The organism is Paraburkholderia sp. HD33-4, assembly GCF_021390635.1.
GTDB lineage: Bacteria > Pseudomonadota > Gammaproteobacteria > Burkholderiales > Burkholderiaceae > Paraburkholderia.
In genome coordinates this window covers 68115-84559 of record NZ_JAJEJS010000004.1, presented here as the reverse complement: position 1 = coordinate 84559, position 16445 = coordinate 68115, and the positions used below count along the sequence as shown (strand labels likewise).

At 59.6% G+C, this 16445-nt stretch carries 11 protein-coding genes and 3 pseudogenes; 7 read left to right on the top strand and 7 right to left on the bottom strand.

Features of this window, described 5'->3' with window-relative positions; translation table 11 throughout:
• Positions 1-391: 391 nt before the first annotated feature.
• From L0U84_RS42335 to L0U84_RS42325, 4 genes and pseudogenes are all read left to right on the top strand, one after another.
• Positions 392-594 (top strand): annotated as a pseudogene (locus tag L0U84_RS42335) (helix-turn-helix domain-containing protein); the annotation flags it as partial.
• Positions 595-666: 72 nt separating this feature from the next.
• A pseudogene (locus L0U84_RS43955) lies at positions 667-972 on the top strand (transposase); the annotation flags it as partial.
• Complete coding sequence (locus L0U84_RS43950; protein ID WP_326491263.1) at positions 952-1356, top strand: NUDIX hydrolase; 405 nt, start codon at positions 952-954, stop codon at positions 1354-1356. The pseudogene L0U84_RS43955 and the gene L0U84_RS43950, both read left to right, overlap by 21 nt.
• Before the next feature lie 93 nt (positions 1357-1449).
• Positions 1450-1860 (top strand): hypothetical protein, encoded by a 411-nt coding sequence (locus L0U84_RS42325; protein ID WP_233860066.1) that lies wholly within the window; start codon positions 1450-1452, stop codon positions 1858-1860.
• 169 nt (positions 1861-2029) lie between these two features.
• Here L0U84_RS42325 and L0U84_RS42320 read toward each other — a convergent pair whose 3' ends face one another.
• The 4 genes from L0U84_RS42320 to L0U84_RS42305 form a co-directional block, all read right to left on the bottom strand.
• Positions 2030-2563: a nuclear transport factor 2 family protein gene (locus L0U84_RS42320; RefSeq protein ID WP_233860065.1), complete on the bottom strand. Its 534-nt coding sequence runs from the start codon at positions 2561-2563 to the stop codon at positions 2030-2032.
• Positions 2473-3807, bottom strand: a complete 1335-nt coding sequence (locus L0U84_RS42315) for an MFS transporter (protein ID WP_233860064.1) — start codon at positions 3805-3807, stop codon at positions 2473-2475. Before L0U84_RS42315 ends, L0U84_RS42320 begins: the two co-directional genes overlap by 91 nt.
• A 90-nt stretch (positions 3808-3897) precedes the next feature.
• On the bottom strand, positions 3898-5421 hold the full coding sequence (gene mhpA / locus L0U84_RS42310; RefSeq protein ID WP_233860063.1) for a bifunctional 3-(3-hydroxy-phenyl)propionate/3-hydroxycinnamic acid hydroxylase MhpA: 1524 nt from the start codon (positions 5419-5421) through the stop codon (positions 3898-3900).
• A gap of 57 nt (positions 5422-5478) precedes the next feature.
• Positions 5479-6330, bottom strand: coding sequence for a fumarylacetoacetate hydrolase family protein (locus tag L0U84_RS42305; protein ID WP_233860062.1), 852 nt, complete (start codon positions 6328-6330; stop codon positions 5479-5481).
• Positions 6331-6476: 146 nt separating this feature from the next.
• Here L0U84_RS42305 and L0U84_RS42300 point away from each other — a divergent pair, with 146 nt between their 5' ends.
• Both L0U84_RS42300 and L0U84_RS42295 read left to right on the top strand, forming a co-directional pair.
• Positions 6477-7043 (top strand): VOC family protein, encoded by a 567-nt coding sequence (locus tag L0U84_RS42300; protein ID WP_233860061.1) that lies wholly within the window; start codon positions 6477-6479, stop codon positions 7041-7043.
• Between the two features lie 170 nt (positions 7044-7213).
• Positions 7214-8026: an IclR family transcriptional regulator gene (locus L0U84_RS42295; RefSeq protein WP_233860060.1), complete on the top strand. Its 813-nt coding sequence runs from the start codon at positions 7214-7216 to the stop codon at positions 8024-8026.
• Between the two features lie 165 nt (positions 8027-8191).
• Here L0U84_RS42295 and L0U84_RS42290 read toward each other — a convergent pair whose 3' ends face one another.
• Positions 8192-9166 carry an IS5 family transposase gene (locus L0U84_RS42290; RefSeq protein WP_233860058.1) on the bottom strand — a complete coding sequence of 325 codons (975 nt, stop codon included), beginning with the start codon at positions 9164-9166 and terminating at the stop codon, positions 8192-8194.
• Positions 9167-9451: 285 nt separating this feature from the next.
• On the opposite strand from L0U84_RS42290, the pseudogene L0U84_RS42285 reads away from it, so the two are divergent.
• Positions 9452-10882 (top strand): annotated as a pseudogene (locus L0U84_RS42285) (IS1182 family transposase); the annotation flags it as partial.
• A gap of 1941 nt (positions 10883-12823) precedes the next feature.
• Here L0U84_RS42285 and L0U84_RS42280 read toward each other — a convergent pair.
• Both L0U84_RS42280 and L0U84_RS44130 read right to left on the bottom strand, forming a co-directional pair.
• Entirely contained in the window at positions 12824-15910 is a 3087-nt protein-coding gene (locus L0U84_RS42280; protein WP_233860057.1) for an LPD7 domain-containing protein, read from the bottom strand.
• Positions 15911-16024: 114 nt separating this feature from the next.
• Positions 16025-16390, bottom strand: coding sequence for a plasmid mobilization protein (locus L0U84_RS44130; protein ID WP_233860056.1), 366 nt, complete (start codon positions 16388-16390; stop codon positions 16025-16027).
• Positions 16391-16445: the final 55 nt, after the last annotated feature.

Sequence of the window (16445 nt, the reverse complement as noted above, 5' to 3'; positions counted from 1 at the left end):
CGTGAATATGCCTGGCGGTGGAACTGTGATTCCAAGGCGCCAGAATTGCACGTCGCATTCATTCACGTCGAGACGCCTGGCTCCCCGAGCAGAAGTGACCCGGGCCCGCTTCAGAGCAGTGTCAAGGCGTGCGGCAACGGCGCGTTTCACGGTGCTGTCCTCACCGCTCCGCTCCGCTCAAGATGCTCGATGGTTCGATCGTGTTGATTCATCCCGTTTGAATTCTCTCAGAAGTGCTTTTATAGTCGTCGTCACCTCTTGGGACGCCCGATAAAGCTAACCAGTCAATTTGGCAATTTCAAGTCCTACATCGATTTTTCGCTGTCAATCCGCTAGCGGCTGATGGTTGTGCAGGCACACATAGGTGCACGCGCTTGCCTCCAGCCGAACGATGGCCGTTGGCCAGGTAAGGCGAGCGCGGTTGATCCTGCTGCTCGACGAGGGGGCCTCGCGCGGGGCGATCATGAACGAATTGCGATGCGATTCGCGTTTCATCACCACCTGGCAATCCCGCTTCGCGAGTGAGCGTCTGGCGGCCCGTATGGCAGACACCCAGGTCGTGCGCCGCGCCGTGACCTAGCGCGTCGTGAGGCCCCCGACGTCAGAATAGTTGTCATGTTATCTGATTCTTATAGACATGGTCCGGGGGCGGTAAAATCGGAATGAATGAAACCGTACTCAGCAGAAAGAAAAGAAGCGCTGGTGCGCCGCATGATGCCGCTAGAGAATGCGCTGGTTTCGGCGCTGGCCAGAGAAACGGGGATTACGGAACAGACGTTGTACACGTGGCGCCGACAGGCCAAAGGACAAGAAGTCGCAGTGCCGGACGATGGGAAGAATCCCGAAGGATGGTCTTCGGAAGACAAGTTTGCGGTAGTGCTGGAAACGGCGCCGCTCAATGCAGCGGAGCTGGCCGAGTATTGCCGCCGCAAAGGTCTTTATCCCGAACAGATCGCGGCGTGGCGAGCCGCCCCGCCGCCGGGTTACAAGCGAGCAGCAGGTGTGGTGATCCGTGAGCCGGACGGTCGCGTGTGGGTCGTCGCGCAGACTAATGGATTTGCTGGCTACGAGGCGACGTTTACCAAGGGCACCGCAGTCGGAAAGTCCTTGCAGGCAATAGCACTGGCCGAGGCTTTCGAAGAGTCTGGGCTGAAAGTGCGTCTGATCTCGCATCTGGCCGACGTGAAGCGCAGTCAGTCGTACACACGTTACTACCTGGCCGAGCGGATCGGCGGCAATCCTGCGGATATGGGATGGGAAAGCCAGGCGGTATCGCTGGTGCCGACTGGGCAACTTCCCGCGGTGCTGAATCATCCAAACGACAAGGCGATTATCGAGGCGTTGAAGCATGTTTAAAGACACTACCTCGCGAGGCTCATGCCACAAGTCGGCACGGCATGGGGCAACGCATCGGCTCAACGCAGACAGGTGTTAGCAGGAGGGCATGCAATGACGGAAACGACTCATGATTCGATGGAACTGACCGGTTGCGATCACTGCTGGCCGGCATCCGCCGAGGCCGCGTGGGAACGGCCGAGCGGTCTGAGAGAACTGGACAGGTGGGTCGACGAATCGCACTTCGTCGTGCGCGGCCTGCAATGCTTTCGTTGTTCGCGCAGATTCATCTCGGTCTTCACCGAATCAATAGACTGGACGAATGGTGACGATACGCAAAGCTGGACCACAGTGCCTGTCACCGCTGACGAGTTCGCGTGGGTGGGAGCGGTGGTGCCATCGTCGATTGAAGCGGCACTACGCGTGGTGCCTTCGCAGCGCCGCACCTTGCGTCGCGATCATCCGTCAGGACGGGACGCGCAGATCAGTTGGACGAGCGGCGTCGCCGTCGGCAGTCACGACTGAGCAGAAACGGCGGCGGGAGCTTCGAAACGGGCATGTCGGTCGCTTTGCTATGGTGTGCTACCTGATGCGGCGGCTGACCGGGGCGACGGATATCCGGAGGGAGCCATGCTGGCATCGCTTGCCTTCGCCCTACGGGCTGTTGGCTTACTGAACGGCTGATTGAGGTCGCTCAAAACCATGGAGGGCGAGGGTCGGCCATGAAGGGACTGTCGCAATCGTCTGCCGAGTGGCCACTCTCTGGCTTCGAACGGACCTTCATAGACGGCGAGCCAAATGGGGCGTACGCCGAGATTCCGGGAGCGAAGGCATGAACCCAATGCGCTCCGTCTGGTAGGCGCCCTGAATGAAGATGTGGTAGCTTCCAGCCGGTCTCACGTCTGATCCAAACCTGAGTGACTAGAGCACGGATATTTACCTCCGAGCCGTCATTGCGGCGCTGCAACGATTGCTCAAACTGACCCGTCGTGATTACCAATTCAGGCAGGAAGATGTACGCGAGAGGCTGGGCACGCACGTTTTTATGTGTCTTGATCTTGTCGCTGAGGAACGCCAGATGTTTCGGCTTGTCGTGAATGTAGCCAGACGAATGGACGAAGGTCAGATCGTCGTTCACTAATGAGGCGAGCGTGCCGTCCGGTGAGCTGAGCCGCGCAGCAGACTTGCCTTTGGCAGGGCAAAGCTCGCGAGCAAGGCGACGGCGCATGCACTAATCACGTAGTAGGCGGGGGCGGCCAAGGATCCTGTCTCACGAACCAGCATGGTGGCGAGCAACGGTGCAAAGCCGCTGAATACGACCACTGAGATGTTGTACGCAAGAGCAATTCCACTGAACCGGACCTGGACAGGGAACTGATCGGCGAGGACGGAGGGCCACGTACCGCTTGCGAGCGAAAAGACCACCGCGGCGAGAACGAATAAGACGACCGGATTGACTGTGTGATTCACGAGCGCCCAATAAAACGGGTAGCTGAGCAGGATCAGCAGCGCTGCTGACGTTTGCAACAGGTATCGGCGCGCAATCTTGTCTCCCAGCCAGCCCGCAGCGAGCAGACCGAAGGAACTGACGACCAGATAGGCATTCTGGGCTATCGCCGCCGTCTGGGGCGCATAGTGCAGTTGTTGGACCAGATAGGCCGGCATGTGACCGTAGAGGATGCCATTGACGCCGGCCATCACAGCGATCGTGAGCGCTCCCGCGACGACACCTTTGCCATGATGTCGCAGCGTCTCGCGAAATGGTTGCTTGACGACCGCGCCATGCATCTCCTTGAACTCGGGAGACTCGTCCAGATTGCGACGCATCCAGTACGACACGAGCCCACAGAGTCCCCCGAAGAGGAACGCGATCCGCCAGCCATAGGCCGCCGCGTCAGCGCTGGAAAGGTAGGTCTGGATGCCGAGATTAACGAACGTAGCAAGCAAAACACCCACGTTGACCGCACAGATGATGATGCCTGCGGCGAGGCCCGCACGATGCGGCGCCGCTTCGACTGCATAGGTAATGGCGCCTGGCATTTCACCGCCGACGCAGAAGCCTTGCAGCATGCGCAACAGGATGAGCAGGATCGAAGCGGTGATACCCCAGCTCTGAAAATTGGGCAGCAAACCTAGACAGATGGTGGCCGTGGTGACCACGATGATGGAACCCAGGAAGACCGGACGACGACCGTAACGGTCCCCCCAGCTACTGAGGACGATACCGCCAAGCGGCCGGATGACATAGCCGATTGCCAGCACTGAGAAAGTGGCCAGCATGCTAATCAACGACGAGGCGTTCGGGAAAAACTGGGCCGCGATGTAATGGGCGAAGAAACCGTAGACGATAAAGTCGTAAAATTCCAGCGAACCGCCAAGGCTCGCGATGAGAATCATCCTCCACTGCGCCCGCGATAAGCCAGGAGAGTGCGAATGATCAGCGGCGCCAACGGGGTGGTGAGATATTTCCATGACTCCTCCAAAGATTGTTGTCTTCTTCGTCCAATAGATGTGTGTAGTCGTGCCGCATCAGCGGCTCTAAGCGTTCTGCGCGCCGGCCGGTTATACGCCCGCTGTTTGCAATGCCGGGAATGCGTGTTCGAGCAAGCTGTGCAACGATGCTGTGTCATGTGCGACGCCGTACACGTAGCGGTCAGGACGGATCAACAACGCTGCAGCGCCTGTTGACGCTAAAGACGCATTTACCGTGTCCCCATCGCTCACGATCTGGACGCCCGCGCGTTCCGCACAACGGACGATATCGTCACATCCGGCGAGCAGTTCGGGCGAAGCGACGAGCGCAAACCGATATCCAACGACGTCATCCATCAAGCGTCCGTCCTTCAGGCGGGGCTGGGACGAGATCTGTCCAACCACGGCTGACGACGATCCGTCGAGACAGGCTCCAGGGCCAAGCTTCGGTTGCGGGGTGACAAAGTTGCGAATCGCGGCGCTCATTTCGCTGTCGCGGTTGCTCGCGGCTTCAGGACTGGTCGTCTGAATGACCGAACCGAGTTGCACCGCAGTTTCGATAAATTCGCGCACATGAGGCGAGCGCTCCGATTCGTAGGTATCGAGCAGACTATCGGGCGAAGTGCCGCGAATGACGGCGCCGAGCTTCCATGCAAGATTCGACGCGTCGCGGATGCCGGCTGCCATCCCCTGGCCCATGAAGGGCGGTGTCTGATGCGCGGCATCTCCAGCAAGCAGCAGTCGTCCGCGGCGCCAGCCGTTCGCCACGACCGAGTGGAAGGTGTAAATCGCGGAACGCTCGAGTCGGGCATCGGCCGGGGAAATCCAGCGGGCGAGCTTATCCCACAACCATTCGGGGGACGCGAGTTGCGTCGCATCGTCGCCCGGCATGACCATGATTTCCCAACGGCGGCGATTTGCCGGACCACGGGTGTAGGTCGTCGGGCGCGCCGGATCGCAATACTGAATTGAGAAATCACCGAGGTCGGGTCGCGAGGTGTCAAGCAATACATCGACCACGACCCACCGTTCATGCGATTTCAGATCTGTGAGTTCGGTGCCCATGAACCGACGCGCGATCGAGCGCGCCCCATCGCAGCCGACCACATAGCGAGCCGTAGCGTGACCAAGCTTGCCGCAGCTGGTGTCTTCAAAGCGCAGTTGGACCCCATCGTTCGTTTCGTCAAGTGCAAACACTTCGTGACGCAGCCGTACGTCTACATTGGGGTGCAGTGCCAGGCGATCTCGTAACGCGTTTTCGAGGTCGGGTTGATGAAACTTGTAACTTGCGCACCAGCCCTGCGGGCCAATAGACGTGGGCCGTGCCCAGTCGATGAGAAGCTTGCCCGCGGCGTTCACGAATTTCATGCCGGGACCGACAAACAATTTGGGAAGCAGTGTGTCTGCGAGCCCAATGCTCTGAAACACGCGCATGCATTCGCCGTCAAAATGCACCGCGCGGGGCAGCGCAAAAATGTCCTTGTCTCGCTCCAGCACGAGTACCCGCAAGCCTTCGGTCGCCAGCAAGTTCGCCAGCGTCGCACCGGTCGGGCCGAGGCCGATGATGGTGACATCGTAGTCGCATGCGTGCATCGAAATCGTTTTATCTGACATGTCTACATCCGCTTGATGAGGCGCCGGATGCGCGGAAGGGGCATCCGGCAACAGTCTTTATGCTTCGTCGGCAATCGGATTGGAGAGGACGCCAATCCGGTCGACTTCCACTTCGACCCGGTCGCCAGGCTTCATGAACAGCGGCGGATTACGCTTTGCACCGACGCCGCCGGGCGTGCCGGTGACGATGACGTCGCCCGGAGCGAGCGGCGTGAAGGTGGACAGGTAGGCGATCTGTTTGGCAATGCCGTGAATCAGCATTTGTGTGGTCGCGCGCTGCACTTCCTGCCCGTTCAGACGAGTGACGAGCGTCATGAGGGCGTCCGGTTCGATTTCGTCGCTCGTCACCATCCACGGCCCGAACGCGCCGGTGCGATAAAAGTTCTTGCCCGGTCCCCATTGGGTGGTGTGTCGCTGCCAGTCGCGCACAGAGCCATCGTTGTAGCAGGCGTACCCGGCGATGTGATTCCAGGCGTCGGCTTCAGCGATGCGCCGCCCACCCCTCCCGATGATCACTGCGATTTCGCCCTCGTAGTCGAACTGGTGGGACTCGGCCGGACGCAGCATCGGCTGCTCATGGCCCACTTGCGAAGCCGGGAGCCGCATGAAGATCACGGGCTGCTCGGTGGTTTCGCGATTGGTTTCCTTGACATGCTCCGCGTAGTTGAGTCCCACACAGAAGATCTGCTCCGGGTTGGGAATCACCGGCAGAAGCGTCACTTCCGACAACGGGTAGTCGCCCTGAGCGCCGTGGGCCGCTTCGGCGGCCTCACCAAGCGCGTCGGCGGTGATCAGTGCCTTCAGGTCGGCATAACGACCGTCCAGGCGCCTGCCGAGGTCAACGATGCTGTCGTCGCGAACGACGCCGAAGGAAGGGCCTTGCCGAGTAGAAAAGCTGACGAGTTTCATTGAAGTTCCAGGTAGATAAAATTCCAGGTGGATCGATACTATCGACTCTATAAAAATCGTGCAGTTATCGTATTTTGAGAATAAACTACATTTATCGCTGAGCACAACGTGTTTTTAGTTAGGGTTTATCACTACTGGAGGCGGGCATGGAAGGTATGAAGAAGCTGCGACGCGGACTGTCGCTGAGCCATATGGGCTTCTACGTGAGCGATATGGCACGGGTGGAAGACTTCTATTCGCGGGTGCTGGAGTTCACTGTGACGGATCGTGGGACGCTGCAGACGCCGCGCGGCGAAGTGCGGCTGGTGTTCTTGAGTCGTGATCCCGCTGTTCATCACCAGATCGTGCTTGCGAGCGGTCGGCCTGAGCACCTGGCGTTCAATCCGATCAATCAGATTTCGTTCGAAGCGGACAGTCTTGACACGCTCAGGCAGTTTTACGCGCGCTTTGTCTCGGAAGGTTTGGAAGAGATCAACCCCGTCACTCATGGCAACGCGATTTCGATTTATGCGCGCGATCCTGAGGGTAACCGGCTGGAGATCTTCATCGACACGCCTTGGTACGTCGATCAGCCGATGCGAGTACCGGTCGACTTTGATTTGCCTGACGCAGACCTGATGGCGGCTGTTGAGCACCACGCGAGCACACTGCCGGGATTCAGGCCACGGACCGATTGGCAGGCCGAGATGGCCGTGCGCATGGGCCTTGTCTAACTTTGTGCTTGCCCGATCGGCTGCGCGTCGGGCAAGCACAAAGGCAGTACCCTGCGCAAAACAGGTTGGCGGCCGAGCACCCAACCGTTTGCCGTGAGTGAGCCGAGAAGACCGGCGGGAAATCGCGCTAGTGGCATAATCCGGTCAAATAGAAGGAGCTTAGCGCCCAGATGTCGAGCATCACCCGACTTTTATCCATACTGGAACTGTTTTCGGAGGCAAAGCCGTTCTTGTCCGCCGAAGACGTTGCTGCCGAACTCGATTGTTCGGCGCCGACGGCTTATCGCTACGTGCGTGAGCTCGTGGATGCGGGTTTGCTCGTCCGGTTCACAGGCGGAGATTACGGTCTCGGTCCTCGCATCATCAGGCTGGATTACCACCTGCGCGCTTCGGACCCGCTGCTTGCGGTCGGCCAGCCGATCATGCACGAGTTAAGTGAGCATTCCGGCTTCGATGTAGTGATGTCGCGCTGGTACGGAAACGAGCTTGTTGACACGCATCGGGAGACTCACGACGCGGCTCTTGATCTCCGATACGGCCGAGGCCGACCTAGGCCCCTGTTTCTCGGAGCCGCTCCGAAAGCGATTCTTTCAACCTTCCCGAAGGCCAAGCTCGCGATACTGTTCGAACAGTATCCTGAGGACATTGCACAAAGCGGCCTCGGGACGACGCTCGAAGAGTTTCGGACTTCGCTGTTCAAAATCCGACGCGCGGGTTTTTATCTCTCTAGAGACGAACTGGAACACGGGGTATCGGCACTCGCGTCGCCGCTGTTCACCGACGATTCCGGTGAAGCGGTCGGATCGCTTGCGTTGATCGTCCCGACGCAACGTCTTGAGTTCGCGAATCTGGAGCGTCTCGTCGAATCGCTACGGGAGGCCGCGGCGCGAACTTCACAGCGCACGCGGGCGGCCATTGAAAGCCGTGGAATTGCGACAGCTTCGCTGTCGCACACCGTGTCGCCAACAAGGCGCTCGGCATAATTCACGACCATTCGCGCCCACGCGCGTTAGGGCAACGCTGAACAAGCCGTTGTATTTATCTACTCGGGCGCAAACAAAGGCAGATTCATTGTGAGAGAAGCTTTCCGCCTGCATTTCCTGCCAACCTGGGCGTTGGGCACGGGCCTGTCGCCCGCTTTTCGCCCATTACGGGCGGACCTGTGCCATCAATCGCCTGCGCGAGAGATAGACGTTGGTCAACGCCAGCGCGACGAAGGCGCGATTGGCGTTCTTCGCCAGACCGCGATAGCGCACCTTCGTGAAGCCCCACAGGCGCTTGACGACAGCAAACACGTGCTCAACCCGAGCACGGATCTTCGACTTGTTGCGATTCTTGCCGCGCGCTACCTCGTCAACCTCGCCCGCACGGCGCGTACGCTGATTGGTGAAGTCGCGTGCGTTGGGGGCCTTGTCACGGATCAGCGCTTTCTGGCTCGCATAGGCACTATCTCCATAGACGCGTTGCTCTTGCCCATGCAGCAATTTCGGCAGCGGATGTTTGTCGTGGACGTTGGCCGGCGTGACCACCGCGCTATGTGCCAGGCCGCTTTGACTATCGACCCCGATGTGCAACTTCATGCCGAAATACCACTGCGTTCCTTTGCGCGTCTGATGCATCTCAGGGTCGCGCGCCTGCTGCCTGTTCTTGGTCGAGCTAGGGGCGGCGATCAATGTCGCGTCCACGATGGTGCCACTGGCAAGCTTCATACCGCTGGCTTGCAGCACCCGCCCCACCTCGGCGAAGAGCCGTTCACCCAGCTGGTGCTTCTCAAGCAGCCGCCGGAATTTGAGCAGCGTTGTCGCATCCGGTACGGCTTCGCATCCCAGATCAATGCCCACAAAGCGCCGCAGGCTGGTGCTGTCATACAGAGCCTCTTCGCAAGCGAAGTCGGCCAGATTGAACCAGTGCTGCACGAAGTGAATCCGCAGCATGCGCTCCAAACCAATCGGCGGGCGACCGTTGCCGCATTTCGGGTAATACGGTTCGATTACCGCGCACAGTTCGGTCCACGGAACGATCGTGTTCATCGTGTCAAGAAACTCGTCGCGTCGCGTGCGTTTGCGTCGGGTCTCGAACCCCGCACCTTGATCCGCGGCCATCGCGAGCGTCTGCTGCTTCATTGTCTTTTGCCTTTCTCGTTGCTTGTGCGCTCTATAACGCTTGACGCGCACAAGCGGTGGACTTAATCAGCATTGCCTTAGGAACAATTAGATCGCTTTCAAAGACTCAACTCGTTACCACTGCACCTAGCATTAGCGATCACGGAATAGCATTTTACGAAAGGCCGTTTCAAGACCGACTTGAGACGGCCACTTGACATTCGTGAGAGGCAGGAATGGGTCGAGCTTGTGTGAAAACACGCTGATCACCTAAACTGGATTAACTCATTCAGCATGGGTGACCGGATGAAGCGATTCATAGAAGGTGAAGATCGCAAGCAGGTGACACTGCTTCCGGAGTGCCTGGATGACTTCGTTGCCGAAGACAATCCGGTCAGAATCATCGAGGCGTTTGTTGAAGAGCTTGACCTTGCATCACTGGGCTTCGATGGCGCGATGCCGTCGACTACAGGTCGCCCGTCCTATCATCCGGGCGTGCTGCTGAAGATCTATATCTACGGCTACCTGAATCGGGTCCAGTCGAGCCGCCGCCTGGAACGTGAATGCCAGCGCAACGTTGAATTGATGTGGCTCACGGGACGGTTGGCGCCGGATTTCAAGACCATAGCTGACTTCCGCCGCGACAACGGCACTGGCATTCGCAACGTGTGCCGCCGTTTCGTGATGCTGTGCCGTGAGCTGAAGCTGTTCTCGCAAGCACTGGTCGCCATCGACGGCAGCAAGTTCAAGGCAGTCAATACACGCGATCGCAACTTTACCGAAGGTAAGGTTGATAAGCGCCAGAAGCAGATCGAGGAGAGCATCCAGCGGTATCTGAATGCGCTGGAGACCGCAGATCGTACGCAACCCGCAGAGCTGGAAGCAAAGACGACCCGGCTGAAGGACAAGATCGAGCGCTTGCGCGAACAGATGCGAAACCTGGAGCAGATCAAGGAGCGACTCAAGACTGAGCCGGACGGTCAGCTCTCGATGACCGATTCTGATGCACGCTCCATGGCGACTAGCGGCAAAGGCTCAGGAATGGTGGGCTACAACGTACAGATAGCAGTGGACGCCAAACACCACCTTATCGTCGCTCACAAGGTCACAAACTCTGGCAGCGACCGGGCGCAGCTTAGTCCCATGGCAAGAGCTGCGCGAGACGCGATGGGCAAGAGCAGACTGCGGGCAGTCGCCGATCGTGGCTACTACAGTGGGCCTCAGATAAAGGAGTGCGCCGATGCGGGGATTGCGGTCATGCTACCGAAGCCGACAACATCAGGTGCGAAATACCATGGCCGATTCGACAAGGCAGACTTCATCTACATTGCACGGGACGACGAATACCAATGCCCAGCTGGAGAACGGGCAATTTACCGTTACACCAGCGAGGAACACGGATTACAGCTACGCCGTTACTGGAGCAGCGCCTGTTCGCAATGCGCGATGAAGCCAAAGTGCACTCCGAGCGACCAACGACGGATAAGTCGATGGGAGCATGAATCGGTGCTGGAAGCAGTTCAACGTCGGCTGGACAAGACACCTGATGCGATGACAGTGCGCAGACGAACCGTCGAACATGTCTTCGGAACGTTCAAGCATTGGATGGGCTACACGCACTTCCTGATGCGCAGGTTGCCCAACGTAGGTACCGAGATGAGTTTGAACGTACTCGCCTACAATCTCGCTCGAGTGCTAAGAATCCTTGGCTTCAAGAAGACGATGAAGGCAATGCAGCCGGACCGAGCCGGCTATTTGCACCAGAGCCCCGAAAGTGATAAGCAAGGGTTGGGTTCAAAACAACGGAACGGTTGCCGTACATAGTGAAGCGAACACAATTGAACGTTCCAGCGTGGTCCGTAGTCGTTGCGTCCGCCCGGAAGCCGCCGTTCAAGTCAATCTCGACGCCGGTAGGCGGCCACCGTCTGTGAAGTAATGACCTGCGCCAACGCTTCTTCCGCGAGCGAATCCAGATATTCCGCGCATTCCGCGACCCAGTCCCGGAGCGATGAACGAAAGCCGTAAACGGTAGTCCCGAGCCGTGACAGAATATGTCTGACACCCCTCGCTGAGGTTGGAGCCCCGCTATGTTGTCCATTTGACGGGGCTTGTGCAACTCATTGTGGCATTGCAGTGTCATTCTTTGGAAAGCCAAGACCCAAAAAGGCCAAGCAATTCATCGACGCGGCGAACGACGTGGTCGGCCAGCAGGTCAGTCGGCCCGGAAGACAGTTCCGCATACAGCGAACCGGCAACGCACACATCGCAAACGCCAACGGATATTAAATCTCACGCCGATATCGAACGACACCCAGATACCGTTCAAGCATCGATGTACCGGGACCGATGGGATTCGAATCCACGATGTCCTTTCGGCGGCGGATTATGAGGCCAGACCAATACATAATCGGGTCATGAGGTTACCCGTTGCCGCGCGGTCGCGCAATGCCGGCAGCCTAGGATTCAGGAAATACCCCTCGCGCGGACGACGGGAACAAAAACACCGCGGGCACCGGATGTTCGCTTCCTGCCCGAGCGACAGGAACCGTCGGTCGCACGTCCCGTCATTGACTGCCCGATCCCCACAGCGATCCCGAAAATCCTCACCTCTACAAGTGCCGAAGACCGTCGGCGCACCGTCGCACCGGTCATGTGAGCAGACGCGGGCGTCGTTCCGGTATCGCGCGCCTCAGCGCGGACCTAAACCTTCCTTGCCAGTGGCGAGGGGTGCGCAGCCCAGCCCGGGGGAGCGCGCGATGGTTGATTCCTTGAAGACAGCCCGGTTACTTCGGTCCGGAGTCGTTACACGACATTCCTGGCGTAATGTCGATGTCCGTTTCGTCCTTACATCATTCTTTTCAAGCCAGCCAATTCACGCAGAAAATCTAATCAACGAATTGATCGTCGCAATGAACGCGTTAATCGTTTCGCCCGTTGTCGCGTTGCTTTCGCCCGTCGCGGCGTCGATCGCGCGTCGATCGCGTCGACCAGTTACCGCTTTTTCATTTCGCTCTCCAGCTAAATGAAAGCGTCACCCTATCGTCTGCCGTACGGTCGCGCATGCCTGCAGCGTGGGGAACAGGAAATACCGCTGGAGCCGACGACGCGAACAAAACACCGCAGGCGCCGGAACCCCGCTTCCCGCCACAGCGAGACGACCGTCGGCCGCACTTCCGATCAACGCGACTGGATCCGGACAGCAATCCCGAAAATCCTCACCTTTAGGAAGTGGGGGGCAGATTGCCCTCTCGTTTGCAGGACGGTTCGTGGCGAAGCAGCGGAAATGAATAACCGGCACGGACGGTTAGTTGCGATTTTCGACACCGACGTGAAGTGACAAATTTTTGCGCGAGGTTGAGAAACGTTTAATGCGCTCTACAATCCGCAGGCCGATTTCCCCCTTTATCGACCTCTGTGAATGGGCGGAGACCTTGAGATCTGCGCAGACGGCGTGGTGCTGCCCTGGTCCGGTACGACAGACTTGCGCAGATCGACTTGGTCGCCGTGTTGGAGCACAAGCGTCGCAGTCATGCGCTGCGGGTCACCTGGGCGATCCAGGAGCAGTGCGATAACCGCCCGATCTGCGGCTCGGCTTCACGCACGACCTGCGGTGAACCCGTCCGGGTGAAGGCGCGGCTGCACGTCAACAAAAGGCAGCGCGAAGTGACGCTTTCCGTTCTATCTCTCAGTTCTCGGGCCGCCGTCGGGGACATACGGTTCGTCGGGCGGAGTTATATCTTGCGCGTGTTCGGGTGGCAGATTGCGCACGTCTTCGCGCAGCCGATCGCGCTCCCATGTGTCACGTTCGCGCTGGGCGGCTTTTCGATCCTGTGCTTCGCCATCGAATTCCGCAACGCGAATCTGACGCATACGCTCGGTTTCGGGTTGCTCGAATACGATATGCATGCGCAAGTCTGCCGCGACACGTGCCGCGGCCGCCTGGAAGTCTTCCGGGCCTGACAATGACAGGGTGAAGCCGAACTTCTGCTGGGCGAAGCGCAGCGCAATCTCAATGGCGTCGCGCTCACTGTCCCACAGCCGCACTGTCCGTCCCTCGTCGATGAACAGCGCCGCGCCGTCCTTGAGGTAATCTACCTCTCCGCTGGCCCGTACCTCAAACGTGATCGACGGTCCGCGACAGAAAATCTCGTTCTCCTGCTGCGGCGCCTTTCCCTCACGCCAGGCAGGGCCAAGCGCCATCGTACGATCCTCGTCTGCGTGGCGAGACCGTGGGCGTTGCTGCATGCGTCGCAACTCGTGCAACGCCCGCTCGTCGCCGACCTGTGCCCGCTCCTGCAAAAAGATGCGGTAGTGCTCGTTGATAGGCCGCCGCCCCGCCTCCTTGAGTGCCGCACGCTCGCGGCGGATGCGATCGCGCAGTGCCGCCTCGGCCTCGAGGCGCCTAACGCGCGCGGCAGCGAGCTTGTCGCGGCGCTCGGTGGAGGACAGGTCCATGCGGTCGGCGAATGTGCTCCGCGTGTCGTAGAACGCGGTCTTGATCGCGCCGCGCCGCGCCTTTTCATGTTGTGTCTGTTTGTCCCACGCTTGCCGCAGTTCGTCACGGTATGCCGAGCGCCATCGCAGAAACTCGCCCCACAGGTCGCGCTCCGGCGGGCGGTGAGGTCCGTGCTCGGGACCGCGCGCCGTCTGCGCGCGATACGTGTCGCAGAGCATCTGGGCCGCCTCGTTCCACGACAGCTTCATCTCCTTCGTGAGGAAATCCGACACGTTAAGATTGCGCGTGCCCGCTCTGATCCGGTCGCCGCCATCCGCGCCCTTGCCGACACTATACTTTTCGACCATCAGCCCGTGCGAGTGCGCGAGCGCCGCAAGCAGCCGCGTGGCATCGAGTGTGACGCGAATCTGAGTAAGCGCTTCCCGTTCGTGCGCCCGCTGTGCCGCGCGCGATTCGACAAGATCCCACGCAAGCTGGTCGCGAACGGTATCGGCCTCGCGCCCGGCGGCGCCGCGGGCCAGCGCGTTGAATGCCTCGGCCGCAACGTCGCTGGCCACCGGCAACACCTCGTCGAAGGGAAGCGACTGGATCGCATCTAGCGAGGGAATATCCGCGAGGCTGCGGATCGGTTCGAGCGCTCCGAATCCCGTCGGCAGCTGTCTGCTCCCCAGCACCGAATTCAAGCCGAGCGGCTCGACGAGCGACGGTCCGTTGCCGAACGGTGCCCCAGAACGTATGAATTTGTCGGCGGCCGTCGCGGCGAATCGGGCACGCGCAGCGTCATCGGAACTGTCCCACGCAGCGTACATACGTGTGGCGATCGCGTCGAGCACCGGCGCGCGCTCGCGCAATCGCCCGTTCAGGACTGGCTGCTCTCCTCCCGTTCGCTCGCGATCGCCAGTCCATCGCAATGCGTCAATTCGGTCGGCTTGTTCGTTTCCCAACTCCAGTAGTGCATCAAGCGACAGAAACATTTGACGTCGCGCGGCGTCGCCATCCATACCGCGGCTGGACACACCTCGCACACGGTGTGCGGATTGGGACGTTTGGCGGGGTCGATCGAAACGAGCGTCAAAGTCGTGATCCGCCCCGCGTCGCCACCGCCCGCCGACTCTGTGCTGCGCGGCTTCGCGCTCTTGCCATTGCTGCTCCCACTGTGGCTCGCGCCCCCCTTGCGGCTCTGGCCACCACTGCCCTCCCCCGTGCCGTGAATCTCGCCAGTCTCGGGATCCTCGTACGCCGTCGATTCGTGGTGCTCGCTCATCGTGCTCTCCTGCTGCGTCATAGAACCGCTGCTCGCGGTGTTCGAGAATGCGCCGCTGTTCCTCTGGCGACGCGGCCTGCCACGTCCTGTAGAAGCTACTGCCACTGTTCAGATACTTGATCTCTCGGGCGCGGGTGGCCTGCCACTCCGTGAGGGAATCGAGATAGACCGGGGATGTCGTGCGCGGCACGCCCGGGTGGATGTACTCGGCGTGAACGTCGTGTTCGAGCGCCGCGCGCTTGGCCGCGGCATCGAGCTCGATAAATTCGCGCGAGAAGACGAATTCCTTCAGGTTGATGCCCTTATCGGCGCCGGGAGGCTTCACGTTCTCGTAAGCGTCCGCACGCCCGGCGTTGCGTGTGCGGGTCTCGCCAAATTCTGCGAGCAGCGTCTGGAAATCCTGGTAGCGTGTGACGTTGCCCGCCACCACAGCCTCAAGGATCCGCGCCTTCAGCTCGCGGTTCAGTGGCCGGAAAATGTCGCCCTTGTACCGGCTGATCATCTCCGAAGCGTCGGTGAATCGCAGACGGCGGTTATCCTTCGGACTCGCCAACCCGTATTTCGCGTTCATGTGTTCCTGAAACGCCTCAAGAAACCTGTGGTTTCTATCAACCTTGCCGAACGGCTCCAGTCGTCTTCCAGTCAGGAGATTCACCTCTGGGATGACCACATGCACGTGAACCTTGCGCTCGACAAAGTCCCCGCTGCGACGATCTGCGTAGCTCTTGATTCGCGGGACGTGCGCTTCCGCGTAGAGGTTGTACTCGTCAGGCCGGTAAGCAGCAAACGCAAAAGCCTCAAATTCTTTCACTATTTCTGCGAGCACTTCCCGAGGGACGTGGTCCTCCTTGAAAGACAGCGTGACGTGAAGGTACCGCTCTGCTCCAGTATCCATCGACTGGATGATGTCGTTTGTCAGTTCAAGGTCACCTGCCAGGATCACGCGTTCGTCCATTTCGTCGCGCCCGAACTCCCGGTCCTGCTTCTGGCCTTTTTCTAGATATTCCTTGATCCCATCGTGATACCCGCGTACCCGTACCAGCATCGCTCACCCCTTCCACTCTATGCACCGCTGCTCGCGATCTTCAAGGCGACGCGAGCTTCCGGGATACACAAGGCCGGACAAGTAGCAGCAGTTCATAAGCATGTCCCAAAACGGCTAGTCCACCTTCGCTAGGACGCTCTTCAGATATCGCGAGACAATCTGCAGCTGCACGAGCAACTGATCGTAGGTCGCCTCCGACAGCGTGCCGCGCAAATGTTCCGCATTGGCCCGGTGCGCAATCTGGTTCAGGTTGTTACTGGTTTTGTTGAAGACGTATAGCAAGCGCTTGCGGTCCGCGCTCGATGCCGGCCGCGCGATCACCTGAGTACGGTTGGTCAGCACCGCCAGCCGGAAGAACTCGGATTGCGTGAGGCCCGACGCCGCCACCTTCGCGAGATACGCTTCCCGGTCCGCCTCCGAAAGGCGGAACGCGATCGGCTTGCCAAGCCCAGTTCCGTCGTTACCTTTCCGTCGCGGCACGATCTAACGTCCTGTACGGTGGGTCCGGTTCACCACCCACGCCGGCAGGTTTGAC

What these genes read in the sequence shown, in the direction of transcription:
- L0U84_RS42325 (WP_233860066.1), top strand. Translation starts at nt 1,450, where the DNA reads ATGACGGAAACGACTCATGATTCGATGGAACTGACCGGTTGCGATCAC.
- L0U84_RS42305 (WP_233860062.1), bottom strand. Translation starts at nt 6,330, where the DNA reads ATGAAACTCGTCAGCTTTTCTACTCGGCAAGGCCCTTCCTTCGGCGTC.
- L0U84_RS42315 (WP_233860064.1), bottom strand. Translation starts at nt 3,807, where the DNA reads ATGGAAATATCTCACCACCCCGTTGGCGCCGCTGATCATTCGCACTCT.
- L0U84_RS42300 (WP_233860061.1), top strand. Translation starts at nt 6,477, where the DNA reads ATGGAAGGTATGAAGAAGCTGCGACGCGGACTGTCGCTGAGCCATATG.
- L0U84_RS42280 (WP_233860057.1), bottom strand. Translation starts at nt 15,910, where the DNA reads ATGCTGGTACGGGTACGCGGGTATCACGATGGGATCAAGGAATATCTA.
- mhpA (WP_233860063.1), bottom strand. Translation starts at nt 5,421, where the DNA reads ATGTCAGATAAAACGATTTCGATGCACGCATGCGACTACGATGTCACC.
- L0U84_RS42295 (WP_233860060.1), top strand. Translation starts at nt 7,214, where the DNA reads ATGTCGAGCATCACCCGACTTTTATCCATACTGGAACTGTTTTCGGAG.
- L0U84_RS42290 (WP_233860058.1), bottom strand. Translation starts at nt 9,166, where the DNA reads ATGAAGCAGCAGACGCTCGCGATGGCCGCGGATCAAGGTGCGGGGTTC.
- L0U84_RS42320 (WP_233860065.1), bottom strand. Translation starts at nt 2,563, where the DNA reads ATGCGCCGTCGCCTTGCTCGCGAGCTTTGCCCTGCCAAAGGCAAGTCT.